This window comes from Helicobacter cetorum (assembly GCF_900198405.1).
In the GTDB taxonomy this organism is placed as follows: Bacteria; Campylobacterota; Campylobacteria; order Campylobacterales; family Helicobacteraceae; genus Helicobacter; species Helicobacter cetorum_C.
The window spans coordinates 1-19500 of the sequence record NZ_FZMR01000019.1 but is presented as its reverse complement, the minus strand read 5'-3'; the positions used below and the strand labels follow the sequence as shown (position 1 = coordinate 19500).

Here is a 19500-nt window from a genome sequence, read left to right as displayed (position 1 = left end):
TGATTAATATGGATGGTAAGAAAGGTAATAGAATGAGCAAAAAACAATTATTTAAATCTAAAAACATGCTTAAAAATTTGGCCTTTAAAACCACTCTAGCCTTGAGCATCCCTTTATGCACTATGCTGGCTGAAGATGATGGTTTTTATATGGGGATAGGTTATCAAATCGGTGGCACGCAACAACAAATCAATAATAAGGGTAGAACCTTAAGAAACAATATTATCCAAGATTTTAGGAATATTGGCTCTGGTATGGCTGGAAATAATGGTATTCTAGCCTTTACCTCTAACACTTTGTTTAGCACTCTCTCAAGCATGGTTGAAAGTGGCTACTCTAGTTACTGGGTACCAGTAGGAAACATTGGCACTATTTCTCAAGCTGCTCAAAAACGCTTTGATAACGATAAAAATCTTTATAATACTCAAGGCTTGCAACTACTTTTAAATGGCTTGCTCTCTAGGGCTGGATCTATTAATTTTAAACTAGCTCATAGCTATAAGCCTGCAGTAAGTATTCTAAAAAACCTTCAAACGCAGTTTGGTCAAGCGGTTGTTGGAGGAGTAAATATTCTAAACACTCTTAATAGTATCAATGTAGGAGTAACTCCAGAGAGCCTTGAGAGTTTATTGGGGGAGATGAGAGAATTTGTAGGTGCTCTAGGCTCAGAGATACCTAACTCTTTACAAGAGTCTTTAGGGAGCATCTACTATTCATCTATCAGCACCTTTGCTAACTCAAGCTTAGGGAAAAACTTTTTTGAAACCGCTTTTAAGGGCACGGGATATACTAGCACAGATTTTATCAATGCGATTAATTCTGTGATTTCAAATTCCCAAGAATCTATTAAGCAAGATGAAAAAGATGTTGCTAATTTTTGCTCTAAACAAGCTAATTGTAAGCTTACCACTGAAAAAAATCCTCTAGTTACTAACATCATCAATCAGCAAACCATAGAGGCGCTAAGTAAACTAGGTAAAATGATGCAGTATTTGAATTTTTCTAACAATAATGCTTTATTAGAGGATTTGAAAAAAGGAGCTCAATCCAATCCCTTAGCGGTGCAAAATTTTGTAAATAGTCTTAGCGGTTTAGGGCAAATCACTCAGCAGAGCTTAGACTCCTCCATCCTAAACCCCCTAATGATAGCTTTGCATGATCTCTATCTATACTTAGGGGTAGGGGGGATTAATGGGAACACAACCACTCAGACGGATTCAAAGGGCTATTATACTGCCGTATCTTCTGGATCTGGTGCGAGTAGTCAAAATATTTTAGAGCATGCACTGGATTCTACAGGCTATTACAATCCCAGCACTTATGATTTAAACTCAACAATCCCTTCTTTTAATATTCAATCGCTAGTCGCTGGTGTAGATGTGTTGCTCAATAACAGTGAGATTAAGAAAGTGCTAGAAGGTATCAATGTGCCAATTCCCGGGAAAGATGGTGGTGCTTCTAGCACGGAGACATTGTTACAAAGAGTTCAAAATGTAGTTAATACAATTGATACACTTTATAGTGGTGCTTTGAGCACTTTTGAAAGCAAGTTGAAAAATGCTACTTTTAGTCCCTATGAAAAGATTGTAGGAACTAATATTGTTAATGGGGGATTATGGGGGCAAGGTAACCAAGGCATGTATATTACGCAGGGTCAGCAGCTCAAAAACTCCTTAGATAGTAACGAGCAGACTATTCAAGGTCTGCAAGATTTATTTGGCACAAGCCAAGTTACATTGAATGGCAATAATGCTGTTTCAATGCTCAGCGGGAGCAAGATTGACTTGAAAGGTGGTAATAATCAGTCTATAAGTCTTCAAGGTTTAATTGCGGATTTAAGAGATGTTTTGAACCCTACGAGTATAAGAAGTGATATTCAAAAACAACAAGGAACAATTGATAATCTTAAAGGAACAATTGATAATCTTAAAGGAACAATTGATAATCCTTCAACTCAAGAAAAACTTAAACAACAAGCACAGCAACAACTTGAACAAGCACAGCAACAACTTGAACAAGCACAGCAACAATTGCAATACGATAATACTGAATTGCCAAAAGCTATAAAGATAGGTCTAAGAAAAAATACAGAACTCCAGAGCCTTTTTGGTAATAATGGTAGTGGCTTAACAAGTATTTTGCAAAATCTCTATGACACTATCAGTAATAATAACACCAATTTGGGTAGTGGTGTTGAAGTGGTGGAAAATAGTGGGGGATCCGGCAAAAATGTATTAGTTACTAGCATGTCACAATTAGCGGAAGTGATTATTCAAAATTTCGGGTATCAAGTAAAAAGTGGTAATGTAATACAAGGTAGCAATGGAAATACATTTTCATGGACTACTATAAATCAAGAATGTCAAGAAACAAATGGGTGTAACCTTAGTAGTGGGATACAAGCTCAACAGCTGAAATTAGCCCTTAATTCCGTTTCAGCGATTATCTCTTCTTTGCCTGCATCTGGCGTGGGCGATCTCTCTGAGATGAAAAACTTGATTTCTCAAATCCAACAGGTGGGTGCTAATATTACCGATAAAAACACTTTAGATTCTTTAGAGAGTGCTAGTAACGGTCTGCTCAATGGTATTCAAGGACAGTCTGATGTTGTGCGTGATTTGTTGAATGTGATATTTTCTAAAACCTCTAGCGTGCAGTCTTTTGCTCAAAATCTCAAAGAACTTTTAGGTGGGAATTTGCCTAAAGATGAGCAAGCTATCAAAGAATATTTGAGCCAATACTCTCAGCAACTAGACCAGCTAGGCTCGCTTGTCAAGCGCTATGATGAGCCTTACTTACCCCAATTTATTTCGGGTAAAAGCTCTCAGCATGGCGTGAGCAATGGTTTAGGTGTGCAGATTGGCTATAAGCAATTCTTTGGGCGCACAAGAAATGTAGGCTTACGCTATTATGGGTTTTTTGACTATGGCTATACCCAATTAGGAAATTTCAATAATATTGTTAGAGCAAATATCTTTACCTATGGGGTTGGCACTGATGTGCTATGGAATGTCTTTAGAAGAACCTTCTTAGATAAAGCCTTAAACATGGGGTTTTATGGTGGTATTCAACTAGCGGGTAATACATGGGATAGCTCTTTGTATCATCAAATCAAAACAACTTTTGATAATCCTAAGCATTTAAACCCCACAAATTTCCAATTTTTCTTTAACTTAGGTTTGAGAGCGAACTTCGCACGAGCGACACACTATCGTTTCTTGCAGTTCAAAAACCATGCGCAAATCATTCAGCATGGCGTGGAATTTGGCATGAAAATCCCTGTTATTAATCAAGCGTATTTGAGAAGTGCGGGTGCTGATGTAACCTATAGGCGTTTGTATATTTTCTATGTGAATTACAATATTGGGTTTTAAAAAAACTTAGCATATCTCTAAGTCTCTTTTTAGAGAGACTTTTTTTCTTAATAACCACATCAAATAACTTTTTAAATATTCTTTATAGCTTTTACTTGTTGTATTGATAATAAGCATAAAAATACCAAAGGCATTTTTAAAAAAAGATATAACAAAAGAGCTTGCTTTTTTAAAAGCAAGAAATAAAAAGTATTTAAAAAAAATCAAAACTGAAAATCATAAAACGAAGTATAAAAAATAAAATTTCTTAAAAATTAAAAAAGAAAGCCTGATGAAAACATTGCAATTAAAGGGGAGTTATGATAAACTCCCCCATGTTTTAATAACAAAAAGTTACTAAAACCATGCACAAAAGTGCTATAATCACAATGTAATTCATGATTACTCCTTTAAATCTTAAGTTTAGAGAGAGTAACCGCCTAGAGAAGTCGTTACCTTCTTTAGGCGGCATAACTTCCCTAGAATTTGATTATAACTCAAAATACTTTCGGCTTATCTTTAAATTTAAATATTTTTTATTTTTAATTATCAGTTTAATTGCGATGAAGTTATTAAAAAGGGTTTTAAAAAATAATGAAAACATTGCAATAAAGAGAGAGCCTTAAAAAAAGCTCTCTCAAGGTTTTAATAACAAAAAGTTACTAAAACCATGCATAATAATGCTATAATTGCAATGATTTTCATAGTTGCTCCTTAAATGAATTTAGGGGGCAACCGCCTAGAGAAGTTCTGACCTTCTTTAAGCGGTGCAACTTCCCTAGAACTTAATTATAAAATAAAAAAGCTTAATTTTTTTAAGGCATTCCATTTTATGTCATAAACGCTTTTATTTTTTAAGCAGAATATAGAAGTAGTTTTTCTTTTATTGTGTTTTTTTTGGTATTCTAAACATTTAACTTTTTAAAAATACAAAAAGAGCTTTTATAAATTTCAAGTCTATTTTTTAATTTAAACATCAAGGATAATATTTTATGGCAGATGTCGTTGTGGGAATTCAGTGGGGAGATGAAGGTAAGGGAAAAATTGTAGATAGAATCGCTAAAGATTATGATTTTGTAGTGCGTTATCAAGGCGGGCATAATGCAGGACATACCATCGTGCATAAGGGAATTAAATATTCCTTGCATTTAATGCCATCAGGAGTTTTATATCCTAATTGTAAAAATATCATTTCTAGTGGGGTGGTGGTTAGCATAAAAGATTTGTGCGAAGAAATGAGTCATTTTGAAAACTTAGAAAATCGTTTGTTTATTAGTGATAGAGCCCATATGATTTTACCCTATCACATAGAAAAAGACGCCTTTAAAGAAAAGTCTCAAAATATCGGCACGACTAAAAAAGGCATAGGCCCTTGCTATGAAGATAAAATGGCACGAAGTGGCTTGAGAATGGGGGATTTGCTAGATGATGAAGTTTTAGAAGAGAAATTAAACGCTCATTTTAAAGCCATTGAGCCTTTTAAAGAAATTTATCGTTTAGATGAAAATTACGAACAAGAATTAAGAGAATATTTTAAAATCTATGCCCCAAAAATCCGCCCCTTTATCAAAGACACGACAAGCATGCTTATAGAAGCGAGAAAAAAGGGTGAAAAAATCCTTTTAGAAGGGGCTCAAGGCACGCTTTTAGACATTGATTTAGGGACTTACCCTTTTGTAACAAGCTCTAACACTACAAGTGCAAGCGCTTGTGTAAGCACAGGGTTAAACCCTAAGGCTATTGATGAAGTCATAGGCATTACTAAAGCGTATTCTACTCGTGTGGGTAATGGGCCTTTTCCTAGCGAAGATGTTACTTCTATGGGCGAGATTTTAAGGACTAAGGGGGCGGAGTTTGGCACAACGACCAAACGCCCCAGACGCTGTGGTTGGCTAGATTTAGTGGCTTTAAAATACGCATGTGCTTTGAATGGTTGCACGCAATTAGCCCTGATGAAATTAGATGTGTTAGACAACATTGATGAAATTAAGGTGTGTGTGGCTTATGAAAAAAAAGGCGAGAGATTAGAAACTTTTCCTAGTGATTTAAGGGAATGTAAGCCTATTTATAAGACTTTTAAGGGCTGGAAAAAAAGCGAAAAAGTAAGGGATTTTAAAGATTTAGAGTCAAACACTCAAGCTTATGTGCGTTTTATTGAAGAAGAAGTGGGGGTAAAGATTAGTCTCATTTCTACAAGCCCTGAGAGAGAAGATACGATTTTTCTATGAAAAAATTTGCTTCTGTATTAGTGAAATTAAAAACGCTTGAATTAGAAAAGATAGAGCAAAAGCTTTTAGAAAAACGCCAAGTTTTTTTACAAGTTGAAAAAAAGTTTCTAACATGCCAACAAGATTTGAGTGCTTTTAATAGCCCTAGCTTTGGTAGCGTGGGGCTATTTTTACAAACAGAGCATTTAAAAAGCGCTTTAAGAGTAGAAATAATTGCGATAAAAATGGATCTTGATAACATGACAAAAGAAATTAATGCTCTAGAAAAAGACTACATCATAGCTAACCAAGAGTTAGAAAAAGCCAAGTTTCTTTTGGAAAACGAAGTGAAAAAGGCTCAAAAAATCTTAGAAAAAAAAGAGCAAACCTTGCTAGATGAAAACGCTTTAATATTGCATTTTACCAAAAAGAGTGCGTATGTATAAAATAATATTGTTTGGAATTATTTTTATAATCAAATTAATGGCTGATGAAAAAGATGCCCAAGAATTGTTGCGCTGTAGCGTGATTTTTGAATCCAAAAAAGCTGAGATTAAAGAAGAGTTGGAGCAATTAAACCAAAAAGAGCGTTCTTTCAAGGTTTTACAAGCCGAAAGCGAACGCCTTTTACAAGAAAAAAATGATTTGTTGGATAAAAAAGAAAAAGATATAGACAAAAAAACAAAAGCCCTAGCGACTAAAGAAGAGGCTTTTAGGGTCTTGCAAGAAACAGAAAAAAAGCGTTTGGAGAGTTTGGTAGAAGAAGATGAACAAATTTTAAAACAAATCCGCCAAGCTAAGGCGAGTAAGATTGGCGAGACTTATTCTAAGATGAAAGATTCTAAATCTGCTTTGATTTTAGAAAATTTACCCACTCAAAACGCCCTAGAAATTTTAATGGCATTAAAGCCCCAAGAATTAGGAAAGATTCTAGCTAAAATGGATCCCAAAAAGGCGGCTGATTTGACTAAATTATGGCAAAAATCCCCACGAGATATTGATACAAAAAAGCCAAATGCTAATGCCCCAAAAGTCCCTACAGAGCCTCAAGCTCCTATTGCACCCACTACGCCCACACCTCCACAAGCTAATGCTAAAGAAAACCCTACAAAATAAAGGATAAGCATGTTAGTCATAGCCATTTTAATGTTAGCGTTTTTAATCTTTATCCATGAGCTAGGGCATTTTACTATCGCTAGAATTTGTGGGGTGAAGGTAGAAGTTTTTAGCATCGGTTTTGGTAAAAAACTTTGTTTTTTTAAGCTTTTTAACACACAATTTGCTTTGTCTTTGATTCCGCTTGGGGGCTATGTAAAATTAAAAGGTATGGATAAAGAAGAGAGCGATGAAAATAAACATAGTGATAGTTACGCACAAAAAAGCTCTTTTCAAAAATTATGGATACTTTTTGGGGGGGCGTTTTTTAACTTCCTTTTTGCGATTTTAGTGTATTTTTTTCTAGCACTTAGTGGGGAAAAAGCCTTACTGCCTATCATTGGCGATTTAGAAAACAACGCTTTAGAAGCAGGGCTATTAAAGGGGGATAAAATCCTTTCAATCAATGGTGTGCCTATAGTGCATTGGAATGATATTGGGCTAGAAGTGCGAAAGTCTCAAGGTGAGTTAATCCTAGAAATAGAGCGCAACAACCACATTTTAGAAAAGCGAATAACTCCTAAAAATGTCGTGATTCCTAATGAATCTAACGAAATGATGAAATATAAAGTGATTGGCATTAAACCCAATATTCAAAAGGTAGGTATTGTCTCTTATTCGTTTTTTCAAGCGTTCAAACTTGCTTTAAATAGATTTAAAGAAGGCGTTGATTTGATTATAGACTCTTTAAGGCGTTTGATTATAGGAAGCGCATCGCCTAAAGAATTAAGTGGGGTAATAGGTATTGTGGGGGCATTAAGCCATGCGAATAGTTTTAGCACGCTATTATTATTTGGGGCGTTTTTGTCTATCAATTTAGGGATTTTAAATTTATTGCCTATTCCAGCACTAGATGGAGCACAGATGCTAGGGGTCATTTTTAAAAGTTTGTTTAAAACGACCTTACCCACACCTATTCTCAACATGCTATGGTTAGTAGGGGTAGGGTTTTTAGTGTTTGTGATGTTTTTGGGGCTGTTTAATGATATTACACGGCTTTTATAAAAGAGAGTGTTTATTAAAATGAGTGTGTTAGGCGTGAGCGAATTAAACGCTCAAATCCAAGCCCTTTTAGAAACGACTTTTTTACAAGTGCGAGTTCAAGGTGAAATCAGTAATCTAACTATTCATAAGGCGAGTGGGCATGTGTATTTTTCTTTGAAAGACAGCCACTCTGTGATTAAATGCGTTTTGTTTAAGGGCAATGCTAGTAGGCTCAAATTCGCTTTAAAAGATGGGCAAGAAGTCATTGTTTTTGGAGCTGTTAGTGTATACACTCCAAGGGGGGAGTATCAAATCAAATGCTTAGAATTAGAGCCTAAAGAGTTAGGTTCATTAGCCCTAGCTTTAGAGCAACTTAAAGAGAAATTACGCCTTAAGGGCTATTTTGATAAAGCCCATAAACTACCTAAACCAAACTTTCCTAAGCGTGTGGCGTTAATCACTTCAAAAAGCTCCGCCGCTTTGGCTGATATGAAAAAAATTGCTTTCAAACGATGGCCTATGTGTGAATTAGTCTGTATAGACACTTTAATGCAAGGGGAATTATGCGTAAAAAGCGTGGTGGAAAACATCGCTTATGCGGATAGTTTTTATAACACACCAAAGGCTTTTGATGCGATTGTTGTCGCTAGGGGTGGGGGGAGCATGGAAGATTTGTATTCTTTCAATGATGAAAAAATTGCTGATGCGTTATTTTTAGCTAAAACTTTCACTATTTCTGCTATAGGGCATGAAAGCGATTTTTTATTGAGTGATTTGGTGGCCGATTTAAGGGCTTCTACGCCTTCAAATGCGATGGAAATTCTACTTCCTAGTAGTGATGAATGGCTTCAACGCCTTGATGAATACCACTTAAAATTGCAACGCTATTTTAGAGTGTTATTTAGTCAAAAAAAGGCGGTTTTAGAGCATTTAGAGACTTCTTTAAAACGATTGAGTTTTGAAAATAAGCACCACTTGCATTCTTTAAAACTTAAGAATCTAAAAATTGCTTTAGAAAGTAAGGCTTTGGAAATGTTACGCCTTAAAAAAATGCTTTTAGAAAATGCAACTACCCAAATGCTAACAAATCCTTTTTTACAAGCTAAAACAGAGCGTTTGAAAGCGTTAGAAAACGCTCTTAAACTCGCTTATGCGAATTTGAAATTACCTAAATTTGGAGCGTTTGTTAGTAAAGATAACAAGGCTATAGAATTAGAGAAGTTAAAACCTAGTGATAGAATTGAATTGAGTAATGAAAGAATCAAAGTGGGGGCGGAAATTTTGAGTGTTGATAGAGTGTAGGTTAGAATCAAAAACTTTGATATACTTGCTTTTAAAAGTCATTACCAAGTTTCTATGATTTTAAGTATCATTTTTTTGTTTTTAAATTATTGAATGTTTTTAGTTTTATCTGGGTTGTTTCATTATTTTGCTTTCCATTCGTTGATAAAATGATTGCAACTTTTAGAGTTGGTCTTATAATCTGATGGAAGAGTGGTATTGTGTTTTTGGGCTAAGTCTTGTGCGAATTTAATTTGTTTTTCTGTGGCAGGTTTTATCGCATTAAAATTAGCATTGTAGTTTGCACTAGGAGCAGATTGCTTGGTGAATGTTTGTTGTTTTTCTGATTTGTTTTGGTCTGTTTTTATCTCTAAAAGCTTATAAGCTTCTTTCATACACCCCAAATTTTTATACACATCAATATCGCCTATAATGTAAAATTCATTTTTAGCTCTAGTAGCCGCTACATTTAAAATATTAGGCTTACCAACTGCCCAATTAGCCGCTCCCTTATTTTGTGCTGTATTATCCGCTCCTAAAACTAAATACACAATTTTGGCTTCTTTTCCTTGAAAAGTATGCACCGTGCCAACATTCTTTTTATACCTAAAACCATAATCCTTTAATTTTTGAGATAACTGGAAAGCCACATTATTAAAAGGTGAAATGACATAAATTTCATCTTTTAAGGTTGGGTCTTTTTCTAGTCTTTTTGCAATTTCTTGCTTTAAAAACTCTGCTTGTTCTTCTACGAATTTGTCTCTTGCCTTTCCTTTAATATCATAAAAAATCGCTAGTCCTTTAGTATTATCTCTACCCTGCACCATTAAATTATCATAAGAAATTTTATTAGCAATATCAAACATAGGGCTATCACAACGATTATGCACCCATAAAGGAATGCCTATATAACTACCATTTTTTTTGTAATAACCATAGAGACTTATATGGTCTATAAGGCTTTGAATAGAAGTTTCATCACTTAAAAAATGTTCGTTCACTTGATGTTTTTTAGCGATGATATTAAACATAGCACTCTCTAAAGTTACTACTGGTTCAATTTGAGCAGGGTCTCCCACAGCTAACACCCTTTTAGCTCTAAATAAGGCCCCAATAGCGCTTTGAGGCGTAGCTTGTCCTGCTTCATCAATAAATAGATTGCCTATGAAATTAGTTTCATTTTCTAAAGCACTAAACATGCGAGAAAAACTCGCAAAAGTGGTGCTAATCACTGGAATTGCACAATTTATCCAATTAAAAGCGTTTTTTAATAACTCTTTTTTGTTCTCTATGTTTTCAAGTTTGTTAGGATTGCTCCAAATATTAAACGCATTTTCTAAATGTTCTACATTATCGCACAAAAACTGCTTTTTTACCCCTAAGGCGAGTAAAAAGAGTTGTGATTGTAAATTCCTAAATTTATCATTAAACCAAGGGTTAGACTTTTGCAATTTTTCATAAGAAAGAGAAAAATCTAAAATATTATCCCCTTGTATTTGTTGTTTAAGGGCGTTTAAAGATTGCTCTTTATTAGTTAGCCAAGTTTCAAACCATTGCTTGTTGTCTTGTATGGATTTATCTATGCCATTTTCTAAGGCTTTTATATCCTTTGTGATTTTTTCTTTTATTTTGGCATCGTTTGTATTTTGCAATTTGTTTTTTAAAATTTCTAGTCTTTTTGGCTCATTATCTCTATAAAGCTCTAATTCAGTAATTCTAGCGTTCAAATTAGTTTGTTTTTGAGTCTTTTCTTTTAAAAACTTATTACGCTCTTTTACATATTGCTCCATTAATGGCCTTGATTGTTCACTGGTTGCTTGTGTTTTTATTTGCAATTTTTCAACATAATCATAAAGGACTAAAAACGCCTTATAAATATCAAAATTATCTTTTTCTTCTTGCATGTCTAAATCAGCACAATCAAACATGTCTAAATAGGCTAAATCTATAGGAAAATACGCTTTTAAAGTGGCTTTAAGCATAGCTTTACAAGCATGTTTTATCTCTTGATTAGTTTTTAATTCTTTTAAAATTTTTACTACACTATCTAATTTATGTAATATTTTTTTAACATTAGCACTCGCCCCACCTTCTAAGGCAAATAACCCCCAATTATCATTATTCTCTTCATCATTTGCCACCTCTTTAAAGTAATCAATTTTTTCTGCCAAAGCCTTAAATATAACAGCAATTTGTTCGTTTTTAGGTAATTCTTTGACAATATTTTGCACAGCAGAATTATTAGAACTTGCCACCATAATATTTTTATCAGCGATACTTTCAGGCAAAATACCTAAATTTTGCATTTCATTTTTAGATAGTTTAGTTTGATTAATGATTACTTTATCGTCTAATTGTGCTATTTCATAAGCTTGTCTAACGATTAAATCGGCAAAAATATCTTTTAAAAGCGTGGTTTTACCTGTGCCCGGTGGGCCATTGACACTTCTTAAAAACCCGCTTTTTTCACTTAAGGCTAAATTGATGGCAATTTGTTGCATAAATCTTGGGGGATACTCGTTAGTAAAACGCCCTAAGGGATAGTTTTTGGGGGCTAAAATTTCATTTAAAGTTTTAGGGTTAAAATTAGGCGAATCCTTATGACTATCGCAATTTTGTCTTTTTGTAATATCGCATTCGCTTAAATAAGTATTAACATTAGCATTATTCAAGCTTTTAGCCATTTTTAAATCTTTAATAAAAAAAGAATGCAAATTAATGAGTTCTGTTTCACTATTTTTAACAAAACAAAACCTAAAATTATCTTCATTAACACTATATTCTTTACAAAATTGCAAAAAGACTTCATTAAAATCTTTCTTTTCTTCTTCAAATTGTTTTATGAGCTTGTCTTTTAGGTCTTGCTCTATTGTTTCTAAAGCATCTGTTATGTCTTTATTTTTTCTTACATAAGCACTCATCGTATAAAAAAGTTGCTCTTCAATAAAGTTTAAGTTTTTATCAAAAGCTAAAATCAGGCTAAATTTATCACTCTTTACTTTATTTTCATCTTGCTTAGTAATATTGTATTTTTCTTTTAAAATAGTCTCTATCTCTTCAAAAGCAAAAATACCAAAATAACACACTAGAGCTAGTTTTTTATCATTGTTAATCTTTTCTCTTTTTTTAAAATTTTCTAAGGCTTGATGAAAAAGAGATTTAAAATCGTATGATTCTAAGCTGTTATAATTCATGGGGATAGTTAAATGTGAAAGGGCATTTAAGCTTTTATCTTTTTTGTTAATAGCACCTTCGCTTAAATGCTCTATCATAATGTAAGCATCTAAAATATTTTCTTGCTGTCCTGTCATTTAATATCCTTAGTGTTATAAAAGGCATGGTAGTGAATAAAATTAAATAAGTAGTCAATGTCAATAGCGGGTAATAATAAAAGTGGTGCGGAAGAAAGGAATCGAACCTTCATGCCTTGCGGCGCTAGATCCTAAGTCTAGTGCGTCTACCAATTTCGCCACTTCCGCGTAACGCGTAATAAGAGAAAATAAAGAAACTGCATTCTAGCTTTTTAATCCTTTAAAAATACTGAAACGATTAAAATTCTCAAAAAAATTAAGTTTTATGCTTACTTTTAAGGGGTTTTAAATGCTTTTAAGAGTATCCTATAGGACTACATAATTATATGGTTTTTAAGGAAAAATATGGAAGTTTCACGCAAGAAGATTTATAACCCTAATTCTACAGAAAGTGTGAATGAACGAAAGATTTTTGGGGGTAATCCTACAAGCATGTTTGATTTGAATAAAATCAAGTATCAGTGGGCTGATGATTTATGGAAAATGATGCTCGCTAACACCTGGTTTGCTGAAGAAGTGAGCATGAATGATGATAAGAGAGATTATCTCAAATTGAGTGCGGAAGAAAAAATCGGCTATGACAGAGCCTTAGCACAACTCATTTTTATGGATAGCCTACAAACAAATAATCTCATTGATAATGTCAATCCTTTTATTACAAGCCCAGAGATTAATCTATGCTTGGTGCGTCAAGCTTATGAAGAAGCCTTACACAGCCATGCGTATGCGGTTATGGTAGAAAGCATTAGTGCGAATACGGAAGAGATTTATGATATGTGGCGCACCGATATGCAACTAAAGAGTAAGAATGATTACATCGCTGAAGTGTATATGGAACTAGCCAAAAACCCTACAGAAGAAAACATTATCAAAGCTCTTTTTGCTAATCAAATTTTAGAAGGGATTTATTTTTATAGTGGGTTTAGCTATTTTTATACGCTTGCTAGAAGTGGTAAAATGCTAGGCTCAGCTCAAATGATACGCTTTATCCAAAGAGATGAGGTTACGCATTTGATTTTATTTCAAAACATGATAAATGCCTTAAGAGATGAAAGGAAAGATTTATTCACGCCCAAATTGATTGCTGAAGTCATAGAGATGTTTAAAAAAGCTGTAGAGATTGAAGCTTCGTGGGGGGATTACATCACACAAGGCAAGATTTTAGGTCTTACTTCAAGCTTGATTGAGCAATACATTCAGTTTTTGGCCGATGGTCGTTTGAGTAAGGTAGGCATTCCTAAAATTTATGGCGTTCAGCACCCCATTAAATGGGTAGAGAGCTTTTCAAGTTTTAATGAGCAACGCTCTAATTTCTTTGAAGCTAGGGTGAGTAATTATGCTAAAGGAAGCGTGAGTTTTGATGATTTTTAAGGTGTTTGTTTGAAAAGTATAAAAAATCGCTTGATGTGTGAAGAAATCAATAAGCGTTTCAGTTTGCATGCAAAAGTAAGAAAGGCTATGGAAAGCATTGAGAGAGAAATCTTTGTGCCAGCCCCTTTCAAACATTTTGCCTATACCTTGAACGCCTTGTCCATGCAAGCACAACAATATATTTCTTCGCCCTTGACCGTGGCAAAAATGACACAATATTTGGAAGTAGATAATGTGGATAGCGTGCTAGAAATTGGCTGTGGGAGTGGCTATCAAGCGGCAGTGCTATCCAAGATTTTTAGGCGTGTTTTTAGTATTGAAAGGATTGAAAGTTTGTATATAGAAGCACGCTCACGCATTAAAGCTTTAGGTTTAGAAAATATTCATATTAAGCTTGCTGATGGGAACAAGGGCTGGGAGCAATACGCCCCTTATGATAGGATTTTATTTTCCGCTTGTGCTAAAAATATTCCGCAAGCTCTTATTGACCAGCTTGAAGAAGGCGGAATTTTAGTTGCACCCATACAAGAAAATAACGAGCAAGTGATTAAACGCTTTGTGAAAAAAAATAACACCTTGTGCGTTCAAAAAGTGTTAGAAAAATGTTTGTTTGTGCCGGTTTTAGATGGGGTGCAATAAGGGGTTAGAAAAAACATGGTTAAACACTATCTTTTTGTAGCAGTTTCGCAAGTCTTTTTTTCATTCTTTTTAGTGCTGTTTTTTATTTCTTCTATCGTGCTTTTAATCGGTATTGCAAGCGTTACGTTAGTGATTAAAGTGAGCTTTTTAGATTTAGTGCAACTCTTTTTGTATTCTCTACCCGGAACCATATTTTTTATTTTACCCATTACTTTTTTTGCAGCTTGTGCTTTGGGGCTTTCAAGGCTTAGTTATGACCATGAATTGTTAGTCTTTTTTTCCTTAGGGGTTTCGCCTAAAACAATGACTAGAGCGTTTGTGCCACTAAGTATTTTAGTGAGCGTGATTTTGTTAGTGTTTTCGCTTGTTTTAATCCCTACTTCTAAGAGTGCGTATTATGGGTTTTTGCGTCAAAAAAAGGACAAAATTGATATTAATATTAGAGCGGGCGAGTTTGGACAAAAACTAGGCGATTGGCTTGTGTATGTGGATAAGGCTAAGAATAATTCTTATGATAATTTAGTGCTTTTTTCTAATAAAAGTCTCTCTCAAGAAAGTTTTATTTTAGCTCAAAAAGGCAATATCAATAATAAAAACGGCGTGTTTGAATTGAATTTATATCATGGGAATGCGTATTTTACTCAAGGCGATAAAATGCGTAAAATTGATTTTGACGAATTGCATTTACGCAACAAACTAAAATCTTTTAGCTCTAATGATGCGGCTTATTTGCAAGGCACTGATTATTTAGGCTATTGGAAAAGAGCCTTTGGTAAAAATGCTAGTAAAAGTCAAAAACGCCGTTTTTCTCAAGCGATTCTTGTTTCATTTTTCCCCCTAGCGAGCGTGTTTTTAATCCCTTTATTTGGTATAGCAAACCCACGATTTAAGACTAATCTCAGCTATGTGTATGTGCTTTTAGCGATTGGCATTTATTTTTTGATGGTGCATGTGATTTCTACAGATTTGTTTTTGATGACCTTTTTCTTCCCTTTTATTTGGGCGTTCATCTCTTATTTATTGTTTAAAAAATTTATCTTAAAGCGTTATTAGAATGCGTTATTTTAAAGCAACTATCGCTTATGATGGGGCATATTTTTTAGGTTATGCTAAACAGCCTAATAAACTTGGCGTTCAAGATAAAATTGAGAGTGCTTTAAATTCATTAGGGATTAAAAGTGCTGTAGTTTCAGCCGGACGCACCGATAAAGGCGTGCATGCAAACAATCAAGTTCTATCCTTTTCTACCCCTAAGCATTGGAATACCACTAATTTATTTTATTATCTCGCCCCTAAACTTGCTCCACACATTATCTTAAAGAAATTAGAAGAAAAGAATTTTCATGCAAGATTTGACGCTAAAAAGAGAGCGTATCGCTACCTTTTAACTAAAAATTTAAAAACACCCTTTCTCTCTCCCTATATAGCCTGTGAAAATTACGGCCCATTAGATTTGTTAAATACAGCTTTAAAGCAATTTATAGGCAAGCATAACTTTTCTCTATTTAAAAAAGAAGGTGGGGCTAGAACAAATCCAGAACGCACTATTTTTAAAGCTTTTGCTTATGAAACTTGTATTATGGGGCATAAGTGCGTGGCATTTAAAATCATAGGTGATGCGTTTTTACGCTCTAGCGTTAGGCTGATAGTTCAAGCAAGTGTGGCGTATTCATTACAAAAAATCACGCTTATTGAACTTCAAAATCAAATCAATAATATTAAAGCCACCATCCACACGCCTATAATGGCTAATGGCTTGTATTTGCATAGGGTGTATTATTGAAATTTCAAAAGGTGCTCTTCCCATTCTAAAGCACTCTTTATAATGGTGTCTAGGTCGTTATAAAGGGGCTTAAAAGAAGTATTTTTTAAGATTTTAGCATTATTGGCGATTAGGTTTGCTGGGTCGCCTTGTCGTTTGTCTAAAATCTCTACTAAAAAATCGTTGTTTGAGATTTCTTTAACCTTTTGTATCACTTCTTTTACGCTATAGCCTTGATTGTAACCGACATTATAGATTTCACTTTGGTTTTTTTCTAAAAGAGCCTGATAGCTTGCTAAATGAGCATTGGCTAAATCATCTACATGGATATAATCTCTAATGCAAGTGCCATCCTTAGTAGGGTAGTTAGTGCCAAAAATCCCCATTTTTTTCCTTTTACCCACCGCACATTCGCATGCAATTTTGATTAAGTGTGTAGCGTTTAAACTGCGTTGACCTAGCGTGTAAGAAGTAGAATAATCATTTTTTAAGCATGCCCCAGCCACATTGAAATAGCGTAAGATAACACATTTAAAATCCGCTATTTTAGAAGTGTCTAATAAAATCCTTTCGCTCATCATTTTAGACGCTCCATAAGGATTGATAGGATTTAATGGGCTTTCTTCATTCACGCTTGAGTTTGTTTCGCCATAAACGGCGGCTGTAGAAGAAAAAATAAAATGCTTGATTTTATGTTTTAAGCAAAGTTTGGTAAGCTCTAGAGTATTAAGCGTGTTGTTGGTGTAGTATTCTAAAGGCAAACGCATAGATTCTTCCACCAAGAGCTTAGCCCCAAAGTGTAAGATTGCTTGAATTGGCTCAATTAGTTGTTGCTTACTAAAAAAGGTGTCTAAAGTTTGAGTGTCATTCAAACTAGCTTGAATGAATGTAACCCTATTAGGATAGTAATATTCTAGTGCTTTTACATGCTCTAAAAAACCGGTGCTTAGATTATCCAAAATGATGATGTTTTCTTTAGTTTGTTCTAAAAACACTCTTGCAGTATGAGAGCCAATATATCCGCACGCCCCTGTAAATAATAATGCCATAAAACCCCTTTTGAAATTAAAAAATAATAAGTATTGTAACATTTTTATCAAATTTATTATTTAAGAAGTTTTTAAGAAAGTTTAATCTATAATTTCATCTTTAAGTTCAAAGGGCTTATAGCTCAGGTGGTTAGAGCGCACCCCTGATAAGGGTGAGGTCGGAGGTTCAACTCCTCCTAAGCCCACCATTCTTTTACAATTCTTTGTTTGGGGAATTAGCTCAGCTGGGAGAGCGCCTGCTTTGCACGCAGGAGGTCAGCGGTTCGATCCCGCTATTCTCCACCATTTGTTTTTACATTTTATCTTATTTTTACTCCTTAGTATTTCCTTGATTTAGTTTCTGTAAGAACAAGCCCAAGATTGGGGCAAGTCGTTTAACTAGATTTGAGGTTAAATACGATTTGTTGATTTTAAAATCAATTTTTAAAAATAATTGTTTAATTAAAAAATATCTTAATTTTAAAGTAGTTTTATGTTCTAAAAACTCCCCAATTTTTACAAAATTTTCATCATTATAAGTTTTTTAAGACTTAGTTTGCCAAAAAACGCTAAAAAATGATTACAATACGCCTATTAAAAATGTAAGGAGAAATCATGTTTTCATTAAGAGAATTACCTTTTGCTAAAGATAGTATGGGAGATTTTTTAAGCCCTGTAGCGTTTGATTTCCACCATGGAAAGCACCATCAAACCTATGTCAATAACTTGAATAATCTCATCAAAGAGAGCGAGTTTAAGGACAGCAATTTGTTTGAGATTTTAACTAAGTCTAGTGGGGGTGTGTTTAATAATGCCGCTCAAATTTATAACCACGATTTTTATTGGGATTGCTTAGCCCCTAAAGCAAGTGCGTTAAGCGATGAGTTAAAGAGTGCTTTAGAAAAAGATTTTGGTTCATTAGAGAAATTTAAAGAAGAGTTTATTAAGAGTGCGATCACTTTGTTTGGCTCTGGCTGGAATTGGGCGGTGTATAATTTAGACACTCAAAAAATTGAGATTATTCAAACTAGCAACGCTCAAACACCGGTAACCGATAAAAAAGTGCCTCTTTTAGTGGTAGATGTATGGGAGCATGCTTATTATATTGACCATAAAAACGCACGCCCTGTGTATTTGGAAAAATTCTATGAGCATATCAATTGGGACTTTGTCTCTAAGTGCTATGAGTGGGCAAAGAAAGAAGGCTTAGGTTCAGTAGAACACTACATCAATGAATTAGTGCATAAAAAAGCTTAATCTCTTATTCTTTCTTTATGGTTTAAAAGAGTTTCTTTTAAACCGCATTATTTCTTAAAAAATAGGAAATCTTATGAACGATGACTTAATCATAGGCTCTAAAATTTTCAAATCTAGGCTCATTGTCGGCTCTGGAAAATATAAGGATTTCGCTACCACTAAAGAGGCGACTTTAAAAAGTGGGGCTGAGATGATAACTGTGGCTGTTAGGCGAGTGAATATCATCAATAAGAATGAAGAGAATTTGCTAGAAACCTTTAAGGACACTCCAATAAGTTTTTTACCTAATTCTGCGGGGTGCATAGAGGCTAATGAGGCGATCGCTCTATTTAGGTTAGTTAGAGAGGCAACAGGCATTGATTTTATCAAACTAGAAATCATTGGGGATAAAGAAAAAACCTTATACCCTGATGTTTTAGAAACTTTAAAAGCTTGTGAAATCTTGGCTAAAGAGGGGTTTTGTGTTCTAGCTTATACTAATGATGACCCCATTATGGCAAAGCATTTAGAAAATGCGGGAGCAAGTGCGGTGATGCCTTTAGCGGCACCTATTGGAAGTGGCTTAGGGATACAAAATCGCTATAATATTAGTTTTATTAAAGAGGCTATTAAAGTGCCTGTGATTGTAGATGCAGGCGTTGGGTGTGCGAGCGATGCAAGCATTGCAATGGAGTGTGGGGCTGATGGTGTATTAAGCAACTCAGCTATCGCTCTAGCTAAAGACCCTATCTTAATGGCTGAGAGCTTAAAACATGCTGTAATTGCTGGAAGAAAGAGCTTTTTAGCGGGGCGTATGGAGAAAAAAGCGTATGCAAGTGCTTCTTCGCCCATATTAGGAATGGCACAATTATAAAAGGAAATTAATGGTTGTAAATATTTTCAAAAAGATTTTACACAAATTGAAATTGTGGTATTACTTGCCTAGTAATGTGGAGATAATTAAGAATAACTTGAATAAATTAGAGCAAGCACTTAAGCATGATAATATGCAAATTAAGCGCAAACTTTCTATGCAGGATAATGTATGGCGTAATGACAATGTGCTTTTTTATGTGCCAAATTATCCTTTAGATTTAATTCAATCACATATTGTAGATACAGCAACCTATTTTGAAATGGAAGTGCTAGACGAATTAAAAGGTTTTCTTACCC

The 19500-nt window shown here is 34.4% G+C and carries 15 protein-coding genes and 3 tRNA genes; 15 read left to right on the top strand and 3 right to left on the bottom strand.

What is annotated here, in order from left to right; translation table 11 throughout:
* The first annotated feature begins 32 nt into the window (after positions 1 to 32).
* The 6 genes from C6H25_RS05495 to xseA all read left to right on the top strand — a co-directional run bounded on the left by C6H25_RS05495 (position 33) and on the right by xseA (position 9001).
* Positions 33 to 3374, top strand: a complete 3342-nt coding sequence (locus C6H25_RS05495; RefSeq protein WP_158653887.1) for an outer membrane protein — start codon at positions 33 to 35, stop codon at positions 3372 to 3374.
* Positions 3375 to 4345: 971 nt separating this feature from the next.
* On the top strand, positions 4346 to 5581 hold the full coding sequence (gene purA / locus C6H25_RS05480; protein WP_104748453.1) for an adenylosuccinate synthase: 1236 nt from the start codon (positions 4346 to 4348) through the stop codon (positions 5579 to 5581).
* Positions 5578 to 6006 (top strand): flagellar export protein FliJ, encoded by a 429-nt coding sequence (locus C6H25_RS05475; protein ID WP_104748452.1) that lies wholly within the window; start codon positions 5578 to 5580, stop codon positions 6004 to 6006. Before purA ends, C6H25_RS05475 begins: the two co-directional genes overlap by 4 nt.
* Entirely contained in the window at positions 5999 to 6676 is a 678-nt protein-coding gene (locus C6H25_RS05470; protein ID WP_104748451.1) for a MotE family protein, read from the top strand. Before C6H25_RS05475 ends, C6H25_RS05470 begins: the two co-directional genes overlap by 8 nt.
* Positions 6677 to 6685: 9 nt before the next feature.
* Complete coding sequence (gene rseP / locus C6H25_RS05465; protein ID WP_104748450.1) at positions 6686 to 7720, top strand: RIP metalloprotease RseP; 1035 nt, start codon at positions 6686 to 6688, stop codon at positions 7718 to 7720.
* Between the two features lie 18 nt (positions 7721 to 7738).
* Positions 7739 to 9001, top strand: coding sequence for an exodeoxyribonuclease VII large subunit (gene xseA, locus C6H25_RS05460; protein ID WP_104748449.1), 1263 nt, complete (start codon positions 7739 to 7741; stop codon positions 8999 to 9001).
* Between the two features lie 122 nt (positions 9002 to 9123).
* Here the strand turns inward: xseA and C6H25_RS05455 are convergent, their stop codons facing one another.
* Complete coding sequence (locus tag C6H25_RS05455) at positions 9124 to 12291, bottom strand: DEAD/DEAH box helicase (RefSeq protein ID WP_104748448.1); 3168 nt, start codon at positions 12289 to 12291, stop codon at positions 9124 to 9126.
* Positions 12292 to 12374: 83 nt separating this feature from the next.
* Positions 12375 to 12459 (bottom strand) — tRNA-Leu (locus C6H25_RS05450).
* Positions 12460 to 12636: 177 nt separating this feature from the next.
* Between C6H25_RS05450 and C6H25_RS05445 the strand changes: the two genes are divergently transcribed.
* From C6H25_RS05445 to truA, 4 genes are read left to right on the top strand one after another with little or no spacing between them, the layout of a single operon-like run.
* Positions 12637 to 13662: a ribonucleotide-diphosphate reductase subunit beta gene (locus tag C6H25_RS05445; protein WP_104748447.1), complete on the top strand. Its 1026-nt coding sequence runs from the start codon at positions 12637 to 12639 to the stop codon at positions 13660 to 13662.
* Positions 13663 to 13671: 9 nt separating this feature from the next.
* Positions 13672 to 14301 (top strand): protein-L-isoaspartate O-methyltransferase, encoded by a 630-nt coding sequence (gene pcm / locus C6H25_RS05440; protein WP_104748446.1) that lies wholly within the window; start codon positions 13672 to 13674, stop codon positions 14299 to 14301.
* A 15-nt stretch (positions 14302 to 14316) separates the two neighbouring features.
* Entirely contained in the window at positions 14317 to 15354 is a 1038-nt protein-coding gene (locus tag C6H25_RS05435) for an LptF/LptG family permease (RefSeq protein WP_104748445.1), read from the top strand.
* A gap of 1 nt (position 15355) precedes the next feature.
* Complete coding sequence (gene truA / locus C6H25_RS05430; protein WP_104748444.1) at positions 15356 to 16084, top strand: tRNA pseudouridine(38-40) synthase TruA; 729 nt, start codon at positions 15356 to 15358, stop codon at positions 16082 to 16084.
* On the opposite strand, the gene galE is transcribed toward truA, so the two are convergent.
* Complete coding sequence (gene galE, locus C6H25_RS05425; RefSeq protein ID WP_104748443.1) at positions 16078 to 17112, bottom strand: UDP-glucose 4-epimerase GalE; 1035 nt, start codon at positions 17110 to 17112, stop codon at positions 16078 to 16080. The two genes, truA and galE, sit on opposite strands and share 7 nt — an antisense overlap.
* Positions 17113 to 17223: 111 nt before the next feature.
* Here galE and C6H25_RS05420 point away from each other — a divergent pair.
* From C6H25_RS05420 to C6H25_RS05400, 5 genes are all read left to right on the top strand, one after another.
* Positions 17224 to 17300, top strand: a tRNA-Ile gene (locus C6H25_RS05420).
* A 21-nt stretch (positions 17301 to 17321) separates the two neighbouring features.
* Positions 17322 to 17397: transfer RNA gene (locus tag C6H25_RS05415), tRNA-Ala, on the top strand.
* Positions 17398 to 17706: 309 nt separating this feature from the next.
* On the top strand, positions 17707 to 18348 hold the full coding sequence (gene sodB / locus C6H25_RS05410) for a superoxide dismutase [Fe] (protein ID WP_104748442.1): 642 nt from the start codon (positions 17707 to 17709) through the stop codon (positions 18346 to 18348).
* A 73-nt stretch (positions 18349 to 18421) separates the two neighbouring features.
* A complete protein-coding gene (locus C6H25_RS05405) occupies positions 18422 to 19201 on the top strand; it encodes a thiazole synthase (RefSeq protein WP_104748441.1) in 780 nt (259 codons plus the stop codon).
* A gap of 10 nt (positions 19202 to 19211) precedes the next feature.
* Positions 19212 to 19500, top strand: a 289-nt coding sequence (locus tag C6H25_RS05400) for a hypothetical protein (protein WP_104748440.1), incomplete at its 3' end; no start/stop codon positions are given.